General features: G+C 61.0%; 22 protein-coding genes and 1 tRNA gene. 14 read left to right on the top strand and 9 right to left on the bottom strand.

Annotated elements, in window-relative coordinates; translation table 11 throughout:
* The first annotated feature begins 38 nt into the window (after window positions 1–38).
* Both NUH88_RS01020 and NUH88_RS01015 read left to right on the top strand, forming a co-directional pair.
* Complete coding sequence (locus NUH88_RS01020; protein WP_257769410.1) at window positions 39–1,199, top strand: acyl-CoA dehydrogenase family protein; 1,161 nt, start codon at window positions 39–41, stop codon at window positions 1,197–1,199.
* Between the two features lie 102 nt (window positions 1,200–1,301).
* Window positions 1,302–3,023 carry an AAA family ATPase gene (locus NUH88_RS01015; protein ID WP_257769409.1) on the top strand — a complete coding sequence of 574 codons (1,722 nt, stop codon included), beginning with the start codon at window positions 1,302–1,304 and terminating at the stop codon, window positions 3,021–3,023.
* Window positions 3,024–3,034: 11 nt separating this feature from the next.
* On the opposite strand, the gene NUH88_RS01010 is transcribed toward NUH88_RS01015, so the two are convergent.
* Window positions 3,035–3,979, bottom strand: coding sequence for a UDP-glucuronic acid decarboxylase family protein (locus NUH88_RS01010; RefSeq protein ID WP_257769408.1), 945 nt, complete (start codon window positions 3,977–3,979; stop codon window positions 3,035–3,037).
* A 309-nt stretch (window positions 3,980–4,288) separates the two neighbouring features.
* Between NUH88_RS01010 and NUH88_RS01005 the strand changes: the two genes are divergently transcribed.
* The 5 genes from NUH88_RS01005 to NUH88_RS00985 all read left to right on the top strand — a co-directional run bounded on the left by NUH88_RS01005 (window position 4,289) and on the right by NUH88_RS00985 (window position 10,352).
* Entirely contained in the window at window positions 4,289–4,672 is a 384-nt protein-coding gene (locus NUH88_RS01005; protein WP_257769406.1) for a GcrA family cell cycle regulator, read from the top strand.
* A 184-nt stretch (window positions 4,673–4,856) separates the two neighbouring features.
* Window positions 4,857–5,627: an SDR family NAD(P)-dependent oxidoreductase gene (locus NUH88_RS01000; protein ID WP_257769405.1), complete on the top strand. Its 771-nt coding sequence runs from the start codon at window positions 4,857–4,859 to the stop codon at window positions 5,625–5,627.
* A gap of 38 nt (window positions 5,628–5,665) precedes the next feature.
* Window positions 5,666–8,332 carry an aminopeptidase N gene (pepN, locus tag NUH88_RS00995; protein WP_257769403.1) on the top strand — a complete coding sequence of 889 codons (2,667 nt, stop codon included), beginning with the start codon at window positions 5,666–5,668 and terminating at the stop codon, window positions 8,330–8,332.
* 4 nt (window positions 8,333–8,336) lie between these two features.
* On the top strand, window positions 8,337–8,999 hold the full coding sequence (locus tag NUH88_RS00990; protein ID WP_257769401.1) for an aspartate/glutamate racemase family protein: 663 nt from the start codon (window positions 8,337–8,339) through the stop codon (window positions 8,997–8,999).
* A 126-nt stretch (window positions 9,000–9,125) separates the two neighbouring features.
* Window positions 9,126–10,352, top strand: a complete 1,227-nt coding sequence (locus NUH88_RS00985) for a pentapeptide repeat-containing protein (RefSeq protein ID WP_257769399.1) — start codon at window positions 9,126–9,128, stop codon at window positions 10,350–10,352.
* A 27-nt stretch (window positions 10,353–10,379) separates the two neighbouring features.
* Here NUH88_RS00985 and NUH88_RS00980 read toward each other — a convergent pair whose 3' ends face one another.
* The 3 genes from NUH88_RS00980 to parE all read right to left on the bottom strand — a co-directional run bounded on the left by NUH88_RS00980 (window position 10,380) and on the right by parE (window position 14,328).
* Entirely contained in the window at window positions 10,380–10,622 is a 243-nt protein-coding gene (locus tag NUH88_RS00980) for an Lrp/AsnC ligand binding domain-containing protein (protein WP_257769397.1), read from the bottom strand.
* 89 nt (window positions 10,623–10,711) lie between these two features.
* Window positions 10,712–12,091: a DEAD/DEAH box helicase gene (locus tag NUH88_RS00975; protein WP_257769395.1), complete on the bottom strand. Its 1,380-nt coding sequence runs from the start codon at window positions 12,089–12,091 to the stop codon at window positions 10,712–10,714.
* A gap of 233 nt (window positions 12,092–12,324) precedes the next feature.
* Window positions 12,325–14,328, bottom strand: a complete 2,004-nt coding sequence (parE, locus tag NUH88_RS00970) for a DNA topoisomerase IV subunit B (RefSeq protein WP_257769394.1) — start codon at window positions 14,326–14,328, stop codon at window positions 12,325–12,327.
* Window positions 14,329–14,431: 103 nt separating this feature from the next.
* On the opposite strand from parE, the gene NUH88_RS00965 reads away from it, so the two are divergent.
* The 4 genes from NUH88_RS00965 (at window position 14,432) to NUH88_RS00950 (ending at window position 16,963) form a co-directional block, all read left to right on the top strand.
* Window positions 14,432–14,827: an acyl-CoA thioesterase gene (locus NUH88_RS00965; RefSeq protein ID WP_257769393.1), complete on the top strand. Its 396-nt coding sequence runs from the start codon at window positions 14,432–14,434 to the stop codon at window positions 14,825–14,827.
* Window positions 14,828–14,887: 60 nt separating this feature from the next.
* Window positions 14,888–15,271, top strand: coding sequence for a hypothetical protein (locus NUH88_RS00960; protein ID WP_257769392.1), 384 nt, complete (start codon window positions 14,888–14,890; stop codon window positions 15,269–15,271).
* 54 nt (window positions 15,272–15,325) lie between these two features.
* Window positions 15,326–15,961, top strand: a complete 636-nt coding sequence (locus NUH88_RS00955; RefSeq protein ID WP_257769391.1) for a nucleotide-binding protein — start codon at window positions 15,326–15,328, stop codon at window positions 15,959–15,961.
* Between the two features lie 117 nt (window positions 15,962–16,078).
* Entirely contained in the window at window positions 16,079–16,963 is an 885-nt protein-coding gene (locus NUH88_RS00950) for a DMT family transporter (protein ID WP_257769390.1), read from the top strand.
* A 130-nt stretch (window positions 16,964–17,093) separates the two neighbouring features.
* Here the strand turns inward: NUH88_RS00950 and glnA are convergent, their stop codons facing one another.
* From glnA to NUH88_RS00930, 4 genes are all read right to left on the bottom strand, one after another.
* Window positions 17,094–18,503 (bottom strand): type I glutamate--ammonia ligase, encoded by a 1,410-nt coding sequence (gene glnA / locus NUH88_RS00945; RefSeq protein WP_257769389.1) that lies wholly within the window; start codon window positions 18,501–18,503, stop codon window positions 17,094–17,096.
* Between the two features lie 201 nt (window positions 18,504–18,704).
* Window positions 18,705–19,043, bottom strand: a complete 339-nt coding sequence (locus tag NUH88_RS00940) for a P-II family nitrogen regulator (protein WP_257772305.1) — start codon at window positions 19,041–19,043, stop codon at window positions 18,705–18,707.
* Between the two features lie 212 nt (window positions 19,044–19,255).
* Window positions 19,256–20,011 (bottom strand): MBL fold metallo-hydrolase, encoded by a 756-nt coding sequence (locus NUH88_RS00935; RefSeq protein ID WP_257769388.1) that lies wholly within the window; start codon window positions 20,009–20,011, stop codon window positions 19,256–19,258.
* A gap of 22 nt (window positions 20,012–20,033) precedes the next feature.
* Window positions 20,034–21,200 (bottom strand): pyridoxal phosphate-dependent aminotransferase, encoded by a 1,167-nt coding sequence (locus NUH88_RS00930; protein WP_257769387.1) that lies wholly within the window; start codon window positions 21,198–21,200, stop codon window positions 20,034–20,036.
* A 182-nt stretch (window positions 21,201–21,382) separates the two neighbouring features.
* Between NUH88_RS00930 and NUH88_RS00925 the strand changes: the two genes are divergently transcribed.
* Both NUH88_RS00925 and NUH88_RS00920 read left to right on the top strand, forming a co-directional pair.
* Window positions 21,383–22,546 (top strand): aminotransferase, encoded by a 1,164-nt coding sequence (locus tag NUH88_RS00925; RefSeq protein WP_257769386.1) that lies wholly within the window; start codon window positions 21,383–21,385, stop codon window positions 22,544–22,546.
* 93 nt (window positions 22,547–22,639) lie between these two features.
* A tRNA-His gene (locus NUH88_RS00920) sits at window positions 22,640–22,716 on the top strand.
* Between the two features lie 15 nt (window positions 22,717–22,731).
* On the opposite strand, the gene NUH88_RS00915 is transcribed toward NUH88_RS00920, so the two are convergent.
* Complete coding sequence (locus tag NUH88_RS00915; protein ID WP_257769384.1) at window positions 22,732–23,112, bottom strand: DUF423 domain-containing protein; 381 nt, start codon at window positions 23,110–23,112, stop codon at window positions 22,732–22,734.
* A gap of 137 nt (window positions 23,113–23,249) precedes the next feature.
* Between NUH88_RS00915 and NUH88_RS00910 the strand changes: the two genes are divergently transcribed.
* Window positions 23,250–24,758, top strand: coding sequence for an NAD(P)H-hydrate dehydratase (locus NUH88_RS00910; RefSeq protein WP_257769383.1), 1,509 nt, complete (start codon window positions 23,250–23,252; stop codon window positions 24,756–24,758).
* Window positions 24,759–24,761: the final 3 nt, after the last annotated feature.

The following is a 24,761-nucleotide window of genomic DNA, read 5'->3' as shown; positions in this document are numbered from 1 at the left end:
CATTTCAACTGAAACGATAAAGGACCGGAGGGGACGAGATGGATTTCCAGCTGACTGAAGAGCAGCGGAGCCTGCAGGAAACGGCGCGCGCTTTCGCGACACAGGAAATGGCCGACATCGCGCGCGATCTGGAGGAGAAGGACGAGGCGCCGTCGCGCGAGCATATCCGTCGCTATGCGGAGATGGGCTTTCTCGGGATCAACGTGGCGGAAGAGTATGGCGGGCTCGGGCTCGGCAATCTCGAAGCGCTGATCGTGCTCGAAGAGTTCGCCAAGGTCTCCCCGGCCATCGCTTTTCCGATTTTCGAGTCCTCCGTCGGCCCCTGCCGGGCCGTTGAGCATTTCGCTTCCTCCGAATTGGCGAAAAAGGTTCTGCCGAAGGTTTGCGCCGGCGAGCTGACGGTCGCCGTCGCCATGTCGGAACCGGATGCGGGCTCCGCCCTGACCGACCTCAAGACCAAGGTCACGGAAGAGGGCGGCAAGCTGATACTGAACGGGCAGAAGCGCTGGTGTTCCGGCGGCGGGCATGCCGAAGCCTATGTCGTCTATTGCCGGATGTCCGACGCGCCGGGGGCAAAGGGGATCGGCGCGGTCTATGTCGATAAGAGCATGAAGGGACTCAGCTTCGGCGAGCGCGAGCGTCTGATGGGCTTCCGCGGCATCCCGAGCGCCGACATCTTCTTCGACAATATCGAGATCCCGAAGGAGAACGTGATCGTGCCCGCGGGCGGTTTCCGCCAGCTCATGGAAGCCTTCGATCTGGAGCGCTGCGGCAACGCCACCATGTGTCTCGGTATCGCCTCCGCAGCCTTCGAAACTGCGCTCTCCTATACCCAGGAACGCAAGGCCTTCGGTAAGGAACTGGTTGAGTTCCAGGCGGTGCAGATGAAGCTCGCCGAAATGGCCATGCGGGTCGAGGCATCGCGCCTGCTGATTTACCGGGCCGCCAAGAATGCCGAGGACGGACTGCCGTCAGTGCTGGATTCCAGTCTGGCGAAATGTTTCGCCAACGAGATCGTCCGCGATGTCACGGGCTCCGCCCTGCAGGTCATGGGAGCCTACGGCTACTCCAAGTCTTATGGCATGGAACAGCGCCTGCGCGACGGCTGGGGCTGGGGCATCGCCGGCGGGGCGATCGACATCCAGAAAGTGAACATCGCGGCCGCGCTCGTGGGACGGCGGTTCAACCAGCGGGCCTGATCCAGGTCAATTCCGTTGCCGTTGCCCGTCGTTATCGTTGAGCAAAAGAACGCCAAAATACCGTAAAGTGGCGTTCTGAGCTCTTCGAGGAGGCGGCGCGATATGAAAATCGGTACCCAGAAGGACTTCGAGCATGCATTGACGCTCGCGGTCTCGTCACTTCATCCGCTGGTCGCCATCCATTCCTTCGAGGAAAACCGCGTCATCGACAGTATCGAGCGCGTGGCGATCGCGGAGAAGTGCGACATTATCTTCTGGTCCTGCACGCGCGGCATCCACATGAAGCGGATCGGTTCGCTTCTGAGTGGCGGCAAGAAGGTGCAGGAGCATCAGTCCGCTTCGGACCAGAACGCGGATGTGATGACGGCGATCGAGCTGTTCGAGCGAAAGCTTGAGAAGGAGCGGGAGAAGAAAAGCTCCGAGCGCCGAAAGACCTTTTTGGTTTTGCTGGACGCTTCACCCTACCTCGTCGAGCGGCACAACAATCCGGTACACCGCCGTCGTTTGCGGGATTTTGCCCTGCAGAGCCGCCTCTCGTCGAAGAATGGCGTCATCATGCTTGTTTCCGCCGACGGGGAGCTGACGCAGGAGCTGGAGAAGGAAATCCTCCGTCTCGAGTTCCCGTTGCCGACCAAGGACGAAATCAAGGTCTGGGTCGACGACATCCTTGAGCGCCTCAAGACGACGGCCGCCGTCAAGGTCGACGAGGATATCGAGTTCCTGAAGGAGGCCGTGGTCAACGCTTCAAGCGGACTGACGATGTATGAAATCCGCAACGCGTTGTCGGATGCGCTTATCGAGGACAGGGTGCTTTCCCAGGAAGATATCCGCGAGATTTACCGGCTGAAGCAGGACGTGGTGAAGAAGAGCGGGATCCTCGAATACATCGATACCAACGATCTCTCGATGGAGGATGTCGGAGGGCTCGACAATCTGAAGGAATGGCTCCGCAAGCGCGCCCTGGCCTCGTCGGAGAAAGGCCGGGAGTTCGGGATCACTCCGCCGAAGGGGGCGCTGCTGACGGGTATCCCCGGATGCGGCAAGTCCCTTGCTGCGAAGTGCACGGCGACCTCATGGGGAATCCCGCTGATCAAGCTCGATATGGGGCGGGTCTACGCGTCTCTGGTCGGTGCGTCGGAGCAGCATATCCGTCACGCGATATCGATCTGCGAGGCGGTATCGCCCTGCGTGCTCTGGATAGACGAAATTGAGAAAGGGCTGCCCCGGAACCGCGGTCATGTCGGCGATAGTGGCGTGTCGCTCCGCGTGCTCGCGACCTTTCTGACCTGGCTGCAGGAGAAAACGGCGCCGGTCTTCGTCATCGCAACCGCGAACGAGACCTTCCTCCTGCCGCCGGAAATCCTGCGCAAGGGGCGGTTCGACGAGGTGTTCTTCATCGATCTTCCCAATGACGAGGAGCGCACGGAGATTTTCCGGATCCATTTGCAGCGGGTGGGGCATGACCCCAAGAGTTATGATATCGCGCGCCTGTCGGTTATGACTGGTCGCGACGAAGCATCGGCGGAAGGCGGTTTTAGCGGCGCCGAGATCGAGGCGGTCGTTCGTGAGGCCCTGGTTTCGGCGTTTTCCGAGGGAACGGCCAAGAAACAGGCGCCGCGTCTAGAGCAGCGGCACCTGGAGACAGCCATTCTTGAGACCCGGCCGCTCGCGGTGACCCGGGCCGAGGAAATCACCGAACTCAGGCGCTGGTCGGACGGGCGTGCCGTACCCGCGACCGGATCGTTGGTCGAGCCGCCGCTACCGTTTCCGTTCGAGGAAAAATTGAAAGCGATCCTGAAGTCGGACAAGCAGCGGACGGCCTGAGACGCCGGAACTCAGGCGAAATCGCGGAAATAGGCGATCGTCTTTTCGAGACCGGTCCGAAGATCGACCCTGGGCTCCCAGCCGAGAAGTTGCTTCGCCTTCCCGATATTTGGCTGCCGCTGCATGGGGTCGTCTTGCGGCAGCGGGTGGTAGGATATCCCGTTCTTGCCGCCGACCAGTTCGGTAACCGTCTCGGCGAGTTCCCTGACCGTCATCTCGCGCGGATTGCCGAGATTGACGGGACCGGTCACGGAATCCTCGCTGTCCATGAGTTTCATCAGACCGTCGACCAGATCGTCGACGAAGCAGAATGACCGGGTCTGGCTGCCGTCGCCATAGAGCGTCAGATCCTCGCCGCGCAGGGCCGAGAGTACGAAATTGGAGACCACGCGCCCGTCGTTCGGATGCATGCGCGGGCCGTAGGTGTTGAAGATCCTGGCGACCTTGATGCGCAGGCGGTGCTGGCGCAGGTAGTCGAAGAACAAGGTTTCAGCGCAGCGTTTGCCCTCGTCGTAGCAGGCGCGGATACCCGTGGTGTTCACGTTTCCCCAATAGTCTTCGGTCTGGGGATGCACGGTCGGATCACCATAGACTTCCGAGGTCGAAGCCTGCAGGACTTTCGCTTTGACCCGCTTGGCGAGGCCGAGAACGTTGATCGCGCCGATCACGCTCGTCTTGGTCGTCTGCACCGGGTCGCGCTGATAATGGATCGGAGAGGCCGGACAGGCGAGATTGTAGATCTCGTCCACCTCGACATAGAGCGGGAAGGTGATGTCGTGGCGCATCAGCTCGAAGTTCGGATGGTCCAGAAGATGGGCAACGTTGTGCCGCATTCCCGTGTAGAAATTGTCGACGCAAAGGACGTCGTCGCCGCGATCGAGCAACCTCTCGCAGAGGTGAGAGCCGAGGAAACCGGCGCCGCCGGTTACGAGGACGCGTTTGGGGACAGTTTTCATGGAACGGGTCGTGCTCTCTCAGTCGTCTCATTTTGTTTCGGAAACTGCATAGCGCATCCGCAACCGGGTGCAAATGGCCCTTCGCACACGACCGCCTAGACCCTGAGCTTGAGTCACTTGGGAACGCTTTCCGCTAAGCCATTGAATCGGCGCGAATCGTTAAGTTTTCTCGCAAGAAGCTTGAAACAAAACCACAAGGAGGAGTAGGCTCAACGCAGTCCGGCACAACATCTTGCGTCTCTTTTTGCGAGAAGCGATGTCGGCTTAGCCGGGAATGTCGCCGACTTTATGTCAGATTTGGAGGGCAGAATGGCCGAAAGCGCAGTCAGCGCGTGGACCGACGACCGTCTGGAACAGCTCAAGCAGCTCTGGGCCGACGGATTGTCCATTACACAGATCGGAAACGAGCTTGGCGTTTCGCGGAACGCCGTTGTCGGCAAGGTGCATCGGATGGGACTTCCGAAGCGGCAATCGCCGATCGTGCGCTCCGATAAGCCGGTCGAGCCGAAGAAGCGCAAACTGTCGCCGCTCGCGGCCCAGGAATGGGATCGCAACAAGTGTTCCTGGCCCATCGGCGATCCGAAATCGCCGGATTTCAAGTTCTGCGGTGAGCGTGTGGAGCCAGGACGGCCGTATTGCACGACACATTGTGCGGTTGCCTACACTAACATGCGGAATACCGCCGCGGCCTGACCGGTCGAGTGGATCCACAAGATAGAACGGGCGCAGCGGACGATCGCTGCGCCTTTTCTCGTTTCTGAACCGGTCGCGTTTCTCGCCATCTTTGGGGCCGCGGCGCGTATTGCCAAATCTCGGTCCCCATTTATGCTTCGATCTTGTCTGCCGGTCCTCGGCGGGATTTCTTCCGGAGCTGCCAATGCGCCTCAAAGACAGAACCGCGATCGTCACCGGTGCCGCATCCGGGATCGGCAAGGCGATTGCCCTCCGCTTTGCCGAAGAGGGGGCGCATGTCATCGTCGCGGACCTCACGGATATGCCGCGCGAGGGCGGCGACAAGACTCTCGATTTGATCCGATCCGCAGGCGGGAGCGCCGAATTCGTCGAGTTGGATGTTGCAAGCTGGGACTCGGTCGATGCCGCGGTCGGTTTCTCCGTTTCCCGGTATGGGGCACTGGACATTATCGTGAACAATGCGGCCATCGGGGTCAGCAAGGCGTTGCTCGAGACCAGCGAGGAGGAGTGGGACCGCGTCATGGGCGTCAATGCCAAGGGCGTATTCTTCGGCTGCAAGCGGGCGGTGCAGCAGATGCTGACGCAGCCGGCGCGTGACGGGGTGCGCGGGCGGATCGTCAATATCTCCTCACAGCACGGCATGATCCGCTCTCCGCACGATCTCGCCTACGGCACCGGGAAAGCCGCGGTCGTCTATATGACGCGGCAGATTGCCGGCGATTACGCGAAAGACGGGATCGTCTGCAACGCGGTAGCGCCCGGCAAGATCCTGACCGGCAAGACCGGTCCCGCGATCGACCCCGATATTCTCGCCTATTCCGAGGCACGCACTCCCTGGCCGCGTCTGGGCCTGCCAAGCGATGTCGCCAATGCGGTGCTGTTTCTTGCGAGCGACGAGGCGACCTATATTACCGGTGAGAACCTGATGATCGATGGCGGCTGGATGGCCAACTGAGCTGCCGCGACCGAACTTCCGAAAGATACGGAGTTGAAATGACACGCGTCGAGAACGCCGCCGGACCGCAAGTGAAGAGACTTTCCGATTACACCCCGCCGGCCTTCATGATCGATACAGTCGCGCTCGATTTCGACCTTCGCGACGGTGAGACGAAGGTTGCCAGTACTCTCCAGGGGCGGCGGAACCCGCAGACGACGGACATTACGGATGTGCTTGAGCTCGACGGACAGGGGCTCCGCCTGCTGTCCATCTCGCTGAATGGCGCGGCGGTGCCGGAAGGAGGTTACCGTATCGAGGGCGACAAGCTTTTCCTTTCTGCTGTTCCGGAAAACTTTACGCTGGAAATCGTCACGACGATCGAGCCGGAAAAGAATACGGCCCTCGAAGGACTTTACATGTCCGACGGCATGTATTGCACACAGTGCGAGGCCGAAGGCTTTCGCCGGATCACCTACTTCCCGGACCGTCCGGACGTCATGGCTGTCTATACGACACGTCTGGAAGCGGATGCGGATCGGTTTCCTGTGCTGCTCTCAAACGGCAATCTGATGCAGTCCGGAATGCTTGATGAAGGTCGTCATTTCGCTGTCTGGCACGACCCGTTTCCGAAGCCGTCCTATCTCTTCGCCGCGGTCGCCGGAGATCTCGCCTGTGTCCGGGACAGTTTCCGCACCATGTCGGGCCGGGAGGTGGAACTTCGGGTCTATGTCGAGCATGGCAACGAACATCTCACCGGCCACACCATGGACAGCCTCAAGCGCTCCATGAAATGGGACGAGGAGCGCTTCGGTCTCGAATACGATCTCGATCTCTTCATGATCGTCGCCGTCAGCCACTTCAACATGGGAGCGATGGAGAACAAGGGGCTGAACATCTTCAACAGCAAGTTCGTGCTGGCTGACCCTCAGACCGCAACGGATGCTGACTATGAGCGCCTCGAAGGCATCGTCGCGCATGAATATTTTCATAACTGGACCGGCAACCGGGTGACCTGCCGGGACTGGTTTCAGCTCAGCCTCAAGGAAGGCTTGACGGTCTTTCGCGATCAGGAATTCACTTCCGATACCCATTCGCGCGGGGTGAAGCGAGTGGCCGATGCGCGGCTGCTGCGGGCAGTCCAGTTCCCGGAAGATGCAGGGCCGACGGCACACCCGGTACGGCCCGAGAGCTATCTTGAGATCAATAATTTCTACACGGTGACCATCTACGAAAAGGGGGCCGAGGTCATCCGGATGATCCATGAACTGCTGGGAGCCGATGCCTTCCGCAGGGGGATGGATCTCTATTTCGAGCGGCATGACGGGCAGGCGGTTCGCTGCGAGGATTTTGTCGCGGCGATGGAAGACGCGAGCGGCATCGATCTCGGGCAGTTCCGGCTTTGGTACAGCCAGTCGGGGACACCCGAGCTTGAAGTCGATCTTGCGCATGACCCGGATGCCAAAACAGCCACGCTCAAGGTGCGTCAAATCCTGCCACCGACGCCGGGGCAGCCTGCCAAAGAGCCGATGCTTATCCCGCTCTCGATGGCGCTGCTTGATGGGGAAGGCCAAGCTCTGCCGCTTCAATTGCTCGGAGAGAATGCCGAGGACATCCCGAAGGCCCGCGTCCTTCCGGTTAGCCAATCCGAACAGGTTTTCGTTTTTGAGAATGTCGACGACCGTCCGGTGCCGTCCCTGCTGCGAGGTTTTTCGGCGCCGGTCAGGCTGCGTACCAACCGGACCGCGGAGCAGGAGTGCTTCCTCTACCGGCACGATGACGACCCTTTCGCGCGCTGGGATGCGGGGCAGGCCTATCTTACCGGAGCGCTCACCGCGGCCGCGCGTAAGGGGCGGTACGATGCGGTTTTGGATGACGATTTCCTGCAAGCGGTCGGAGAGATCCTGAGCGGTCCCGACATCGAGCCCGCTTTCGCGGCCGAATTGCTGACTCTTCCAGGCGAGAGCGTGCTTGCCGATGCGATGACGCCGGCGGACCCGGAGGCCATTCACGCAGCCCGCAATGCCGCGCGGCGCGAAATAGGTCTGCGCCATGCCGGCCTGTTCCAGGAAAGCTATGACCGGCTCTCCATCGCACACGATCCGGAAGACATGTCGACGGCGGCCATGGGCTCGCGGGCTCTCAAGGCCGTTGCACTTGGATATCTTGTCGCGGGCGGTGATACCGGAGCCGTGGCGCTCGCAGCACTCCAGGCTGCCGCGGCGACAACCATGACCGAAAGCATGTCGGCCCTGCAGGCGCTCAATAACGTCGATTGTCCGGAACGCCGCGATGCGATGAAGGCGTTCCACGATCGCTGGCAGGACACACCGCTGGTGCTCGACAAATGGTTCACGCTCTCGGCGACGAGTTCATTGCCGGATACGCTGGAAACGGTGAAGAGGCTGCTTGAACATCCGAAATTCGACCTCGCGACGCCGAACCGTGTGCGCGCGGTGATAGGGGCTTTCTCCAGTGGGAACCCGGTCCGTTTCCACGCGCCCGACGGCGCCGGATACAACTTTCTCGCGGATCAGGTTGTCCGGCTTGATGAGATGAACCCGCAGGTCGCCGCGCGCCTCGTGGCGCCCTTGACGCGCTGGAAGCGCTACGACGAGGCGCGCCAGCGTATGATGCGGCAATGCCTGGAGCGGATCCGTCGCTATGCCGGGCTCTCGCCCGACGTTACCGAACTTGTTGCCAAGGGACTTGGGGAAGAGAGCTAAGCCGATGAGTGATCCGATCGTTGTGATCAACCCGAACAGCACCGAAGCGGTTACGGAGGCGATGAGCGACGCTCTCGAAGGTCTCCGGCTGCCTGGCGGTCCTGACATCGAATGCCTGACCAATCCGGATGGTCCTCCCGGCGTTGAGAGCCAGGCAGATGCCGATCTTGCCGCCGTTCAGGTGCGGGAGATTGTGGCCCGCCGCGCGAACAGCGCGTCCGCATTCGTTATCGCCTGCTATTCCGATCCGGGTATCCATGCCGCGCGGGAAGCGGCGGGCAAGCCGGTCTTCGGGATCGCCGAGTCAGGAATGCTGAGGGCGATGAGCGTCGCCGGCAACTTCGGTGTCATAGCGATCCTTGAGAAGTCGATCCCGCGCCACATGCGCTATATCCGCACCCTCGGCTTCGAGTCCCGTCTGGCCGGCGAGCGCGCGCTCGGCCTCGGTGTTGTGGAGCTGTCGGATGAGACGCGGGCCTATGCCCGGTTGGTGGAAAAAGGCAATGAGCTACGCGAGCTCGACGGTGCGCAGGTCGTGGTGCTTGGGTGTGCCGGGATGGCGAGGTACCGCGCGGCTCTCGAAGAGGAGATTGGCATCCCGGTTATTGACCCGACACAAGCGGCGGTTAGCAATGCGTTAACCAATGCACTGCTAAAATCCCCATGAAATCAATACAATTCGATTTAAATAAGCGCTCCTTTGTAATCTTTAGTGCTTGAAAAATCGGAAAAAGACCAGCTCAATAACCTTCTGGTATAGTTTTCGTTGGAGCCGCGCCGGAACTGCATCTCGATGGATGAAGCTGCACTTAAAGAAATAATCGTCCTCCATCGAGGCTTCCTTGATGGCGTACCCGGATGCAAGCGTGCGGATTTGCGAAATGCAAGTCTGAAGGGATTGCGCGCGCCCAACGCTAAGTTACACAGCGCACTTCTTTCCGGCGTGGACATGACCGGAGCCGCCTTCGTTCGTGGCGATTTCTCGGGAGCCGACATGTTCGGCGCCGTCATGCGGCGGGCAAATCTTGCAGGATCGAATTTTTTCCGTGCGGATCTGCGCGGCGCAAAATTTACGGGCGCCCGCCTCGGCGGATCGGATTTCCGCGAAGCCGATATGCGCCCCGGAGATATCCGCGACGCGGGCATGGAGCGCACCCAGAGCGTCGATATGTCGGATGCGGTTCTCGACAAGTCGAATTTCTCCCGTTCAAACATGTCGGAAGCAAATCTTGAGGGGGCGTCGCTTAAGAACAGCAACCTCTCCGAAGCAGAGCTTATCGCCGTCAATTTCTCCGGTGCGGATCTCGAAGGTGCGAATCTCGAGCTTGCGCGCATGAAGAACGCCGTGATGGCGGGCACCAATCTGAAAGGTGCAAGTCTTCGCGGCGCGGACCTCGAGGGGGCCGTGCTCCGGAATGTGGACGTTTCGGTCTGCGATATAAAAGGCGCACGCCTCGATAATTGCCGGGTGTTTCTCGGCATCAGGGATCTTGAGGAAAGTCTCAAGGTCAAAGTCCAGAAGCACATGAAATGGCTGGCGACGGACGGTAAGGAAGGCGAGCAGGCTGATTTTTCGGGGGCCAACATGACCGGTCTCGACTTCCGAAATGCGGATCTCAGCGTCGCCAAGTTCACCGGCGCAAATCTTGAGAAGTGCAATTTCGGTAGCTCGTTCCTGACGATGGCCGATTTCACCGGCGCCAATCTTTCGAACACGAACTTCATGGATGCCGATATGCGCGGCGTCATCCTGATGAATGCCGACCTGTCCTCCGCGAACATCGCAAAGGCCGATCTCGGCTTCGTCAACGTTTTGAGTACCCGCGGCGACCGACGCGTCGTCCGGTTTCCGGCAACCCTCAACGGTGCGAAGTTCGAAAAGACAATCTGTTCGAACACGAATTTCGCCGGCGCCCGTCTGGACGGAGTGTCCTTCGAAACTGCGATCACGGACGGCGCGGTATTCTCATCTGGAGATGAAGACCTCGGCGAAGAGGTCTCTGCGCAAGAGCAGGCGTGAGTTGTAGAATATCTAGCCTTCGGACGGCTAGGTGAACGCCTTGAAGGTGATGATCGTGAAGGTATCCTTCACGCCGTCGATGCTCTGGATCTTCTCAGTGACGAAACGACCGATATCCGTATCGTCCGGTAGGTAGCATTTCATCATCAGATCGTACTGGCCGGATGTCGAATGGACTTCGGAGACTTCCTCGAAATCCATAATCGCCGCGTCGGCCACGTTGTAGGCCTCGCCTAGTTCGCACTTAACCTGAACGAAGATCGTCTGCATCGGAAATCCGGAGCTTAGGGCCAAGAAGGCTCAGATCGTTTCCGAAATGGGCGGTAAAATCAAGCGGCGCCGTAATGCCGGCACCGATACTACTTACGCAGCAGAAACGCCGGGACGTGATCGCCAAGGCCGACCACGGGTTCCAGATCGGCATCCTCGTCGCGATTGCGCCGCCGCTTAGACGGACGAGCCTCCTTCGCAGGGAAATCCGTCACGTTGTCGGCCTTGGGAGTGTCGTCGGAGCGTCCGTCACGTCCGCCGCGGGAGCGGGACTTCCGTCGGCCGCCGCGCTCGCGCTTTTCTTCGCCGCGCTCTTCCTCCTGCGCGGCGTCGCCGCCATCCGCAGCCGTGAGGCCCGGAATCTCGCATACCGGGATATCCTTGCCGATGAGCTTGATGATGGCCTGGAGGTATTTCGCCTCTTCGGAAGTCGTCAGCGTGAAGGCGCGCCCCTCACGGCCGGCGCGGCCCGTACGGCCGATCCGGTGCACATAGTCCTCGGCGTGAGTCGGGACATCGAAATTGAACACGTGGCTGAGACCCGCGATGTCGAGGCCGCGGGCCGCCACGTCGCTCGCGCAGAGCAAGTCGGCATCGCCGTCCTTGAACCTCTGTAGGGTCTTCATGCGGTCAGGCTGTGACATGTCGCCATGCAGCTCGACGGCATTGTAACCGTGCCGTTTCAGCGAGCGGTGCACGACCCCGACGTCGCGCTTGCGGTTGCAGAAGATGATGGCGTTTGTCGGCTTTTCGCTGTCGATCAGGCTGCGCAGAGCGGCCCGCTTGTCTTTCGGGGCGACCTTGGCGCGCCACTGCTTCACGGTCTCAGCGGCAGAGGACGCGGCGGCGACGGTGATTTCCTTTGGATTGATCAGGAAGGCGTCTGCGAGCTTGCGGATCTCCTTGGAGATCGTCGCCGAGAAGAACAGGGTCTGGCGGATACGCGGTAGCAGACTGACGATACGCTCGACATCCGGAATAAAGCCCATGTCGAGCATCCGGTCGGCCTCGTCGATCACCAGAACCTTCACGTCGGTCAGCAGGATGCGACCGCGCTCGAAATGGTCGAGCAGGCGGCCCGGAGTGGCGATCAGGACGTCCACACCGCGATCAAGCTTCTGCTCCTGCTCGGAGAAGGCTACGCCGCCGATGAGCAGCGCCATGCTGAGCTGGTTGTTTTTGCCGTACTTGACGAAATTGTCCGCGACCTGAGCGGCCAGTTCCCGCGTCGGGCAGAGGATCAGCGACCGAGGCATGCGCGCCTTGGCCCGTCCGGCAGCGAGAATATCGATCATCGGCAGCGTGAAGGATGCCGTCTTTCCCGTACCGGTCTGCGCGCAGCCGAGAATGTCCCGTCCCATCAGCACGTGCGGAATTGCCTGTTCCTGGATGGGGGTGGGGGTGGTGTACCCGGCGTCGGTTACCGCCGAGACGACCGCGTCGCTAAGTCCAAGGTCTGAAAACGTCAAGATACCGCCTATATTATCGCGTTGTCTGAGAAGGCACGGTTTTTCTTGGATGTGCCAGTCGCGAAGATGAGGCGGATATTAGGTGCAGGGCGCCCGCTGTCAACAAAGAGATGGCCGAATCCGTGCAATGCAGCCATGATTTCGTGCGAAATGTAGTAACGGAACAATAGGTCGGTAATAATTGTGAAATTATTTCCCGATTTCACTTCGCCGGCCGGAAGTCGCCCAATTCCTCAAACGTCGAGATCGGTGACGAACTTCGCATTCTCCTGAATGAATTGGAAGCGGAGCTCCGGCTTGCGGCCCATCAGCGTCTCGACCGTCTGTTCCAGCACACGCCGAGCTTCGGCGCCTTCGCTCGCGGGATCGGCGGCTTTCAGCGAAGGCGGTACGGAAACCCGCAGAAGTATGCGCTTCTCCGGGTCCATCGTAGTTTCCTTCAACTGTGCCGGCGGCATCTCGCCGAGACCTTTGAAGCGAGACACCTCGATTTTCGCGCGTCCGGTGAGCTCCGTCCGGAGCAGTTCCTCGCGGTGCGCATCGTCCCGAGCATAAACCGATTTCGTGCCCTGGGTCAGACGGTAGAGCGGGGGCATGGCGAGATAGAGATGGCCCTGTTCGACAAGTTTCGGCATCTCGCGGAAGAAATAAGTCATCAGCAGAGACGCAATATGGGCACCGTCCACGTCGGCATCGGTCATAATGATGACCTTGCCGTAGCGCAGGTTCTCCTCGTTGTAGCTGCTGCCCGAGCCGCAGCCGAGGGCGAGGGAAATGTCTGAGAGTTCCTGGTTGGCGCGCAGCTTCTCCGAGGACGCGCTGGCCACGTTCAGGATCTTACCACGCAGAGGCAGGATCGCCTGGGTCTTGCGATCGCGCGCCTGCTTGGCGGAACCGCCGGCGCTGTCGCCCTCGACCAGGAAGATTTCTGTCGCCTCCATGTCGGAGCTCGAGCAATCGGCAAGCTTTCCGGGCAGGCGCAGCTTCCGGGTCGCCGTCTTGCGCGAGACCTCTTTCTGCTGGCGCCGGCGCTGCCGGTCCTCCGCCCGCTCCAGGATCCGTTCAAGGAGGCGGTTGGACGTTTCCGGAGTGGCGGAAAGCCAGAGATCGAAATGATCTTTCACCGCCTGTTCGACCAGCTTGGTAGCATGCGCGCTGACCAGCTTCTCCTTGGTCTGTCCTTGGAACTGCGGGTCTTTCACGAAGACGGAGAGCATGATGCAGGCGCCACCCATGACGTCCTCGGCGGTGATCTGAGCCGCCTTCTTCTGCCCGCCGACCATTTCGGCATAGGCGCGAATGCCCCGGAGCAGGGCGGTCCGCAGACCTGCTTCGTGGGTGCCGCCGCTCGGCGTCGGGATGGTGTTGCAATAGGCGTGCATGAAGCCGTCGTCATTGTCGTCCGGCCAGGTGACGGCCCACTCGACGCGCTCGCGGGTCGCTTCTTCCTTGTCGCCGGCGAAAGCCTCGCCGATCAGGGCGCGGTCGCCGAGCGTGCTGGTCAGGAAGTCCGAGAGACCGCCTGGATAATGCAGCGTGGCGGCGGCCGGTGTGTCGTCGCCCTCGCCGATGAGGGCGGTGTCGCAGGACCAGCGGATCTCGACGCCTTTGAACAGATAGGCTTTCGAGCGCGCCATGCGGTAGAGCTGGGCCGGGCGGAACCGGGCGCGGCCGAAGATCTCGTCGTCGGGGTGAAAACGTACAGTGGTGCCGCGCCGGTTCGCGACTGCGCCACGGCTCTCCAGTCCGCCCTGGGGATGGCCGCGGCTGAAGCGCTGCGCATAGAGCTGCTTGTCCCGCGCCACTTCCACCTCGAGGTCGTCCGACAGCGCGTTCACGACCGAAATGCCGACGCCGTGGAGGCCGCCTGAGGTGCTGTAGACCTTGTCTGAGAATTTTCCGCCGGCATGCAGAGTGGTCAGGATGACTTCCAGCGCCGACTTGTCCTTGTATTTCGGGTGCGGGTCGACCGGAATACCGCGCCCGTTGTCGCGGATGGTGACGGTCATGTCGGCCGACAGATCGATTTCGATCCGGCTTGCAAATCCTGCGACGGCTTCGTCCATCGAGTTGTCGAGCACCTCGGCGACCAGATGATGCATCGCCCGCTCGTCGGTTCCGCCGATATACATGCCCGGGCGGCGCCGGACGGGCTCAAGGCCCTCAAGAACCTCGATATCCTTTGCCGAATAATCGTCATCGCTGCGGGCGGCGTTGCTTTGGAACAGGTCCGACATGGAGTGAATGCGTCCTTGAGGGTCAGAAATGCGTTTATCCTGTAGTCCGTTCTGCGAATACTACAAGATATGGTCAGTGCTCGCCAAGCAATCAGGAGTCGTTATGGCGCAAGACGAGAGGCAGCCCCGCGGAACCCTGCAAGTCCGCACGATTGCCATGCCGGCGGATACCAATCCGAGCGGCGATATTTTCGGCGGCTGGGTGCTTAGCCAGATGGATATCGCCGGCGGAACGGCTGCCGCGCAGCATGCGAAGGGACGGGTCGCGACGGTCGGTGTTGAGGCGATGACCTTTCATAAGCCGGTGAAAGTCGGCGATATCCTGTGCTGCTATGCCAGCTTCGAGAAGCAGGGGACGACCTCGCTTACCTACAAGATCGAGGCATGGGCGATCCGTTCCGGCGAGTATCATCTCGATGAAGTTCTCGTGACCGAGGGGCAATTCACCTTTGTCGCCCTTGACGGCAACGGACGGAAGCGCAAGCTGGAAAACAGCTGAGCCCGGTTGCCAGGGCGAATCAAAAGGCGTACTGTGTGCGCATATAAGGGCGAGATGATCGTGAAGTCGAAGTCCCGTCGCCGCGGCTCCATAGGGGCCACCGTCATGTTCCTGTTTCTGGGAGCGGGTGCTGCGTCCGCCGGTGAGGCGGATGTCGAGAAGGTGCGCGTCGAGCGCGCATCGAACGGCACCTATACCTTCCATGTGACGGTGCGCCATGCCGATACCGGGTGGGATCACTATGCCAATGCCTGGGTGGTGAAAACGCCCGACGGGACTTTGCTGGGCGAGCGCGTGCTCTATCACCCGCATGTCGACGAGCAACCGTTCACCCGGTCGCTTTCCGGCGTTGCGGTCCCCGACGGGACGCGAAAGGTGATTGTGAGCGCACGTGACAGCCAGCACGGCGAAGGCGGTCGGAGTATCGAAGTCGATCTTCCGTGATCTCTGCCAAACAGGGTTTCCGGCGCGTAGCCGGTACGGAAGACCGGAGGAACGATGTTCACCATCGCTGTTGCGAATACCAAGGGCGGAGCAGGGAAAACGACGCTCGCGACGACTTTGGCCGCGCATTACGCGGCCCGCGGACTGGACACGGCGCTCGGCGATCTCGACCTGCAGCAGAGCTCTCTTGGATGGCTGAGGCGGCGCCCCTCGGATTTACCGAGGATTCGCGGGGTCGACCTTGAGGAAGAAGGCGCGAAGCCGCGGAAGAAAACCGAAATTCTCGTGGTCGACTGCGTCGCGGCGATGAGCCGCGATGTGGTGAAGGACGTGGTGAAACAGGCGGATGTGATTGTCATCCCGGTGCTGCCCTCGGCCTTCGACGAGGATGGAACGCGGCGCTTTATCGATCAACTCGGCGGTTTGAAGCCGATCCGCAAGAACAAGCGCGCGGTCGCATTCGTCGGTAACCGGGTCCGTCTGAGGACCAGGGCGGCAGAACAGCTGGAGCATTTCCTTGAAGATCTCGGATTTCCGAAAGTAGCGACTTTGCGCGATACGCAGTTGTTCGCGCAGGCCGCGGCGGAAGGAAAGGCGATCCAGGAATTGACGAGCCGGCGTGCCTACGATCACGTGATGGATCTGCAGCCGCTGATCGACTTCATTGAGGAGACCCGTCTCGCCGGGTGATGCCCGGGGGCTCCCGACGCTGAACATTTTTGCATTCCGTACTCTCTGCATTGTTCGTTGCCCGAACGCGCCTGTCTCCCGATGATCCGCCACACCCATGGCTGAGCGGAACGAGATATGACTGCGCAAACGGCGCTGAAGACGGCCCTGCTGGTCGTGATTTCCTGTGCATTCTTCGCCGGAGCGAATGCTTGCGCGAAAGCCGTGCAGTTGCTGGAGGCCGGTCCGGCGCTGCATCCGGTCCAGATCGCGTTCTCGCGTTTTCTGTTCGGCTTCCTGACCCTGCTTCCCTTCGTCCTGCATCGAGGGCGCGGCGTGTTCCGAACATCCATCCCGATGAAACACGGTGTCCGTGTGGTGTTCGGCGCGGCCGGGGTCGCGGCGTCCTTCGCCGCGGTCGGCATGATGCCGCTCGCGGATGCGCTCGCAATCGCCTGGACAAGCCCGATCTTCGCCATGGTTTTCGCCATTCTTGTCCTGAAGGAGCAACTGGTGCCGTTGCGCTGGTTCGGCGCCGCCGTCGGTCTGGCGGGCGTCGTCGTGATGAACCAACCGGGAGCCGGTGTTTTCCAGACGGGAGCGATGATCGCCCTGTTGTCGGCGCTCCTGGTCGGCGCGGAGGTGGTGACGATCCGGGTCCTGGCGCAGAGCGACAAACCGTTGACCATTCTTGCCATCAACAATCTCGCCGGTCTTGTCATCTCGGGGCTGGCGGCAATCCCGTTCATGGAGCTCCCGAGCTGGGAGCAGATGCCGTACCTGGTCGGCGTCGGCTCGATCATGGTGTGCGGGCAATTGCTGTTCATTAAGGCGGCGGCGATGGGCGAGGCGAACTTCATCGCGCCGTTCTATTACAGCACGCTGCTCTACGCCGCTTTGTTCGGGCTGCTTTTCTTCGACGAGGTGCCGGGGCTGCATCTGATCGTCGGGGGAGGGATGATCGTTGCCAGCGGCTTGGTCATTGCTTTCGCTCGTCCCCGTGCCCGGGGCCGTGCCACCTGACAAAAAAACGGGCCGCACGAGGCGGCCCGAGTTTTGGGAGGAAGCCGCCCGCCGGCCATAAGCGCACCGGCGGGAGGACTTGGTGTCGTCGTAAGACGCGGCGGCCGGAAGGTCCGGCCGCCTGGCCGTCTTAGACGGAGTAGTACATCTGGAACTCGACCGGATGCGGGGCCTGTTCGAACTTGATGACCTCTTCCATCTTCAGCTCGATATAGGCATCGATCTGATCGTCGGTGAAGACATCGCCCTGGGTCAGGAACGAACGGTCCGCATCGAGGCATTCCAGCGCTTCGCGCAGGCTGCCCGCGACGGTCGGGACGTCGGCGAGTTCTTCCGGCGGCAGGTCGTACAGATCCTTGTCCATCGGGTCGCCCGGATGGATCTTGTTCTGAATGCCGTCGAGGCCGGCCATCAGCATCGCGGAGAAGGTCAGGTAAGGGTTGCCGGCGGCATCCGGGAACCGAACCTCGACGCGCTTGCCCTTCGGGCTGTTCACGAACGGTATACGGCAGGAGGCCGAGCGGTTCCGCGAGGAGTAGGCGAGCAGCACCGGCGCTTCGAAGCCCGGGACCAGACGCTTGTAGCTGTTGGTCGTGGAGTTCGCGAAAGCGTTGATCGCCTTGGCGTGCTTGATGATGCCGCCGATGTAGTACAGGCACATTTCGGAGAGGTCGGCGTACCCGTTGCCCGCGAAGAGCGGCTTGCCGTCCTTCCAGATCGACTGGTGCACGTGCATGCCAGAGCCGTTGTCTTCTGCGATCGGCTTCGGCATGAAGGTCGCGGTCTTGCCATAGGCGTGCGCGACGTTATGCACGACGTATTTGTAAAGCTGCAGGCAGTCCGCGGTTTCCAGAAGAGTTCCGAACTTCATGCCGAGCTCGTGCTGGCCCGGGGCGACTTCGTGGTGGTGCTTTTCGATCGGCACACCCATTTCACCCATGACCGCCAGCATTTCGCTGCGCAGGTCTTGCTCGCTGTCGACCGGCGGGACCGGGAAGTAGCCGCCCTTAACGCCCGGACGGTGACCCATGTTGCCTTCTTCGTAGGCGCGGGCGGAATTGGCCGGGAGTTCCGGATGATCGAGCTCGTAGTAGCCGACGTTGCTGCCGGTTTTGATCTTAACGTCTTCGAACACGAAGAACTCGGCTTCCGGGCCGAAGAACGCGGTGTCGCCGATACCGAGGCTGTTGAGGTAATTCAGAGCGGCTTTCGCGGTCGAACGCGGGTCGCGCTCATACGGCTGACCGGTGATCGGGTCCAGAACGTCGCAGAACAGCATCAGGGTCGGCTGCGCGAAGAACGGATCGACACGGGCGCTCGACAGGTCCGGCATCAGGTTCATATCGGACTCGTTGATCGCCTTCCAGCCGGCGATGGAGGAGCCGTCGAACATGAAGCCTTCGGTGAGGCTCTCTTCGTCGATCGTTTCGATGGCCTGGGTCACGTGCTGCATCTTGCCGCGCGGATCCGTGAAGCGCAGATCAACGAACTTGCAGTCGTGTTCCTTGATCATGCTCATGACGGCGTTCACATCAGACATAAGTCTTCCTTCCTGACTCCTAAGAGGGGCTTGCCTTTGCGGCGCTTGGCCAACCTGTGCCTGGTTGTCCGAACGCCTTGGTGGCGGTGCTCCCTGTTTCGGCGGGCCCCTCTCCCCGGGTGTCCCTGCCATTGTTTCGCCCGACTGACATCAGTGCGGGCGTTTCGTTCCTCCGGTAAGGCGGAACGGGTTCATTGCCCCCTAGAGGGCATCGCCCCCGGATTCTCCGGTTCGGATACGGATGACATCATCGACGCCGGAAACGAATATCTTTCCATCGCCGATACGACCGGTGCGCGCCGCGGACTGTATGGCGTCCACGGCCCGTTCGACCAGAGAGTCCTCCATAACGACCTCGATTTTCACCTTGGGGAGAAAATCGACGACGTACTCGGCTCCTCGGTAAAGTTCGGTATGCCCTTTCTGGCGGCCGAACCCCTTGGCTTCGGTTACGGTGATTCCCTGGATGCCAACTTCATGCAGCGCTTCCTTCACTTCGTCGAGCTTGAAGGGCTTGATGATGGCTTCGATTTTTTTCATTGCTTCGTTGCTCTGCTGTTGATGTCCCGCCATGCGGGTCACGGACACCCAAATAGCATACTCCGTGCCAATCGTGCGTGGAAATGTAAGTTATTGATTTAATGTGACTATCTGATCCGAACGAGAGTGTGGCCTCCCATCTTTTGCGCAAATTCTGAGCGCCTGCCTAATTTTTGGGCGTCTGTTCGGGCGGCGTGAAATTCGTCCGAGCTTCATAACGTGACCACCATTCCGTCCGAAGCGGTTTCGTAATCGAGAGAACCTGTTCTTGCGAGCATGTCCTCGTTCATGTGGGTCAGGATCAACCGCTTGGGTGTCAAGTCCGGCAGCCTGTCTGCGAGCGTCGCGAGGTCCAGGTGGAAAGGCACCTGTTTGTCGAAGAAGTAGGCCTCTGCAATCAGAAGGTCGGCGTTCTTTCCGATTGGGACGAGGCTGCCGGTCCATTCGGTATCGCCGGTATAAGCGATTGTCTTGCCCCGCGTTGAGATACGGTAAGCGAGGAACGGGCCGTCCGGCGCTCCGTGAAGGGCTTGCTCCGCGTGAATCTCGAGCGAGCCGACGCTGTGTGTGGTTCCGGGTTCAATCTCGATCAGGTTGAGGTCGAATTTTCGTTTTGCGCGCGAAGAGCCGGGAAAGGCGGTTTCCATCGTGCGTTCGATCCAGTGCTCGAGGCCTGTCGGCCCGACGATAGTCAGTGGCCCGGTCCGTTTGCTGAAGAACTGGGCATCCAGCATGAAATAGGGGATGCCCCCGAAATGATCGCCGTGGAAATGCGTGATCAGAATGCTCTCGATCGGGTTGCGGTCGACGCCGAGCGCTTTCATCGCGATCAGGGAACTTGCGCCGCAATCGATCAGAAAGCGTGTCTCCGGCGTCTGCACGTGAAAGCAGGTATTGAAGCGTCCTCCGCTACCGAAGGCATCGCCGCAGCCCACAAAGGTAAGAGTGATATCTTCTGCCCCGGTCATGGTCTGTCCGCCCTGGGAGGGATCAGGCAAGGCAGGTCTTAATGCGATTGATGGCCTCAATGATGTTTTCGGTCGAGTTCGCATAGGAGAAGCGCAGATAGCCTTCTCCGAAACCGCCGAAGCTGGTACCCGCGATCACGGCGACGCCGGCCTCTTCCAGGAGTTTTTCCTGCAGGGCCTGCGCCTTCACACCGGTCCCTTCGATATTGGGGAACGCGTAGAACGCCCCGCCGGGTTCGATACAGCGGAATCCCGGGACTTGGTTCAGTTCGCGCACGATGACTTTGCGCCGCTCGTCGAACGCCTTCAGCATCTCGCCGACCGCGTCCTGGGGGCCGGTGAGGGCCTCGAGGCCGGCATATTGCGCAGCGGCGTTCACGCAGGAATGAATGTTGACGCAGAGCTTCTCGGCGTGCGGGAAGACATCCTTTGGCCAGACGCTGTAACCGAGCCGCCAGCCGGTCATCGCGTAGGTCTTGGACCATCCGTCGAGCAGGATCAGCCGGTCGGCGATTTCCGGATATTGCAGGAGGCTGACATGTTCGCGCCCGTCATACAGCATCTCGCTGTAGATCTCGTCGCTCATGATCGCAACGTCCGGCCAGGCCTGCAGGCCGCGGACGAGCTTGTCGAACTCGGCGCGCGGGACCACGCCCCCGGTCGGATTGGCCGGGCTGTTGACGATGATGAGGCGGGTGCGCTCGGTTATGCCGGCGAGCACTTCCTCCGCCGAGAAGGCGAAGCCGTTTTCCTCGCGAAGCGGGATTGATACAGCCTTGGCGCCGGAGAACTCGATGGCAGATTGATAGATCGGAAAGCCCGGGTCGGGGAACATGATCTCCGCGCTTTCCTCTCCGAAGATCATCATCGCGAGGAACATGGTCACCTTGCCGCCCGGAACGACGAGGACCCGGCCCGGATCGACGGCGACGCCGTGGCGCTTCTCAAGATTGGCGGCGACTGCGTCGCGCAAAGCCGGAATTCCGTTCGCCGGCGTATAGCCGTGGTGCCCGTCATGCAGGGCCTTGACCGCAGCCTCGACGATATTGTCGGGGGTGCGGAAATCCGGCTGGCCGATCCCGAGATTGATGATGCTCTTGCCTTCGGCTGCGAGCTGGTTCGCGCGGGCCAGCACGGAGAAGGCCGTCTCTGTCCCCAGATGGTTGAGCCGTTCCGCCAGCTTCCTCATAACCCTGTTCCTTCCGAATTTATCGGTGAATTATTGATTTCTCCGGCGCCCTTATAGCGGCGGGCTCAATCCCTCACAATCAGGCGTTTCGCCGCGTGGAACCGGGAAGTCTTGCCAAGCACGCGGCCTTGGGCTAAGCGCCTTCGCACTTTTTTGCCGCGGCCCCTGCCGGAGTGACTTCTATGAAGCCTGCCAACAGCCTCCTGTCCTCTTATGGAACGACGGTTTTCGAAGTCATGTCGCGACTGGCGATCGAACACGGATCGATCAATCTCGGTCAGGGGTTTCCGGATGACTTTGGTCCGGAACCCGCCCTGAAGAAGGCGTCCGAATTCCTCTTCGACCGGCCGAACCAATATCCGCCCATGCTGGGGGTTCCTGAATTGCGTCAGGCGGTCGCTGCGCATAACAAGCATTTCTACGGTCTGGACGTAGATTGGCAGACCGAGACCATGGTCAGCACCGGTGCGACCGAGGGGCTTGCCGCCTGTTTTTTCGGGCTGATCGAGCCTGGCGACGAAGTGGTGCTGATCGAGCCGACCTATGACTGTTATCTGCCGATTATCCGACGGGCAGGGGGCATTCCCCGGGTCGTCACGCTGCGGCCGCCGGAATGGAATCTCGATATTGCGGCCCTTAAGGCGGCATTCACCGAGAAGACCAAGTTGCTGGTCCTGAACTCGCCGATGAATCCGGCCTCGAAGGTCTTTACGGAAGAAGAGCTAAGCGCGATCGCGGAGATCGTGATCGCGAACGATTGTTACGCGGTCTGTGACGAGGTCTACGAGCACATGGCTTTCGACGGCCGCCGGCACCACCCGCTCATGACATTGCCGGGGATGCGCGAGCGCTGCGTTCGGATCGGATCCGCGGGCAAGACCTTCTCCCTCACTGGTTGGAAGGTCGGCTATCTGACGGCTCCGGCAGAGCTGCTGCAGCCGATTTCAAAGGCGCACCAGTTTCTGGTCTTCACGACAGCACCGAACCTGCAGCGTGCGGTCGCCTACGGCCTCGGCCTCGGCGACGGCTATTTTCACGGGCTTAGAGACTCAATGCAGGCCAAGCGCAATCGTCTGGCGGACGGGCTCAGCCGGATCAACGGCTTCGACTGCGTCGAATGCGAAGGAACTTACTTCCAGTTTGTCGATATCTCCGGTCTCGGATTCGACGGTGACGACATTGAGTTCTGCCGCCATATAACCACGGAAGCAGGGGTGACCGCGGTACCCGTCAGCGCGTTCTATCACGGAGCGGCGCCAAAGAATTTCATTCGCTTCTGTTTCGCCAAACAGGATGCGATCCTGGATGAGGCCGTCGCGAAACTGGCAGCCTATTTCGGCAGCTAGAAGTCGCTGGGAATTTCGCATGGCAAACCGGTTGACGGACTTTCCGTGTTACAGTAGTTAAACGGCCCTCGCGGTCACGCGGGAGACCATGTGGCGGGTGTAGCTCAGCTGGTTAGAGCGCCAGATTGTGGATCTGGAGGTCGTGGGTTCAAGACCCATCACTCGCCCCATTTTCCCTCTTCGAATTAAGGCCTGACTGTCCGTGCTCCGGCAATTCCGAGTGCGATCCAGCCTGCCATGAAGCTGATCCCGCCGAGCGGTGCGAGCCCGGTCGGTATCTGGCCGCCGCTGAAAGCGTTCGCATATAGCGATCCCGAGAACAAAAGCATGCCTGCGATGAAGAGCAGGGCGCTCGCTAGAGCCAGTCGCGCCTTGGACTGGTTGGCGAGGAGCAGCGCGGCGGCTAGCCCGGCAAGGTGGACAAGCTGATAGAGTAGCGCGGTCTCGAAGCGGTCGCGGGCAAGTGCATCGAACCCGGCTGCATGCGCACCATAGGCCCCAAGAGCGACGGCGACAAACCCGAGTACCCCGAGGGCCAGCCAGAGAAAACGCGTCAGAATAATCATTTAAGAATCCGGCTCTGCGTCGAGGTGAGTGCATTCGCGCATTCCATGGCCTGTACTCTCGACTTATCCTGTGGTTTCGACAAGAGCAACAGCCTGCGGCGAATTGCCGGGGCCGGGGATGGATTGGGAGATCTGGGGTGAACGAGCTGGCGCTGCTCACCGTTTCGGAAATGGGCGAGGCCGACCGGATGACGATAGAGGGCGGCATGCCCGGTATCGATCTGATTGAAGCCGCCGGCCGGTCGGTCGCCGCCTCGATCAAAGAGCGATTTGCGACCGGACCGGTGTTGGTTGCCTGCGGGCCGGGCAATAACGGCGGTGACGGTTTCGTTGTCGCACGCCTGTTGCGGGACGATGGCTGGCCGGTCGAACTGGTGTTGCTCGGCGATCGGGATCGTTTATCCGGCGATGCGGCGCTTGCGGCACGAACCTGGGACGGTCCGGTAGGGGAAATGGACCCGGAGCGCCTGGACGGTGCGGACATTCTGGTCGATGCGGTTTTCGGCGCCGGTCTCGCGCGCGATATCGAGGGAACGGCGTTCGATTTCCTCAGTGACGCGAAGGCGCGGGTCGAACAGGGCGCGCTGATCTCCGTCGCTGTGGATATTCCGAGCGGGGTCGATGGGAACAGCGGAGCCGTCCGCGGAGTCGCGGTGCCTGCGGCCCTGACCGTGACTTTTTTCCGCAAGAAGCCCGGGCATCTGCTTTATCCGGGCCGCCAGCTCACGGGAGAGCTTGTGCTCGCCGATATCGGTATCGGAACTGATGTGCTGGAAGATATAGGGCCGGCGATCTCCGAGAACGGCCCGGTCCTCTGGCGAGATCAATTTCCCCGCGCGGGCGCCGCGAGTCACAAATACACCCGCGGTCATGCGGTCGTGAGCGGCGGGCCGATGACTGGAGCCGGGCGGCTTGCCGCCCGTGCCGCGCGGCGGATTGGAGCCGGTCTCTTGAGTATCGCGGCTTTGCCGGAACATTGCGACCTCTACGCGCTGGACGCGCCGGGTGCGATCGTCCTGCCCGCGCCGGATCTCCCGGCCTTTGAGGCAATCCTCGGAGACACCCGGAAGAATGCGGTCCTTGTCGGACCCGGCCATGGTTTGACTGGCCGCACGCGCGAGTTCGCGAATGCCGCTCTCCGAACGAACAAGGCTGTCGTGCTGGATGCCGACGCGCTTACGGCCTTCGCCGGAAATATTGAGGGGCTTTCCCGAAACATCTCCGGTCCTGCAGTGCTGACGCCGCATGAGGGCGAATTCGAGCGTCTGTTCCGGGGGCTGTTGGGAAGCAAGCTTGAACGGGCCCGCGCGGCCGCTTCGCGGACAGGGGCGGTTCTGGTGCTCAAGGGGCCCGATACGGTTGTAGCGGCCCCGGACGGGCGGGCAGCGATCAACAGCAATGCTCCGCCCTGGCTGGCCACCGGTGGTACGGGAGACGTTCTTGCCGGTACCATTCTCGGCCTGCTGGCACAGGGCATGCCGCCTTTCGAGGCCGCCGCCGCCGCTGTCTGGATCAATGGGGCGGCGGCGGACCGGTTCGGGCCGGGCCTGATCGCCGAGGATCTGCCCGAAATCTTCCCCGATATTCTGTCCGAGATTCTCGTCCGGGCGACGAGTGACACCAAGGCGTCATCAAGAGACCATTGAAGG

The organism is Nisaea acidiphila (assembly GCF_024662015.1).
GTDB lineage: Bacteria > Pseudomonadota > Alphaproteobacteria > Thalassobaculales > Thalassobaculaceae > Nisaea > Nisaea acidiphila.
The sequence above is the reverse complement of the archived record's forward strand: the minus strand, read 5'-3'. Positions and strand labels throughout refer to the sequence as shown.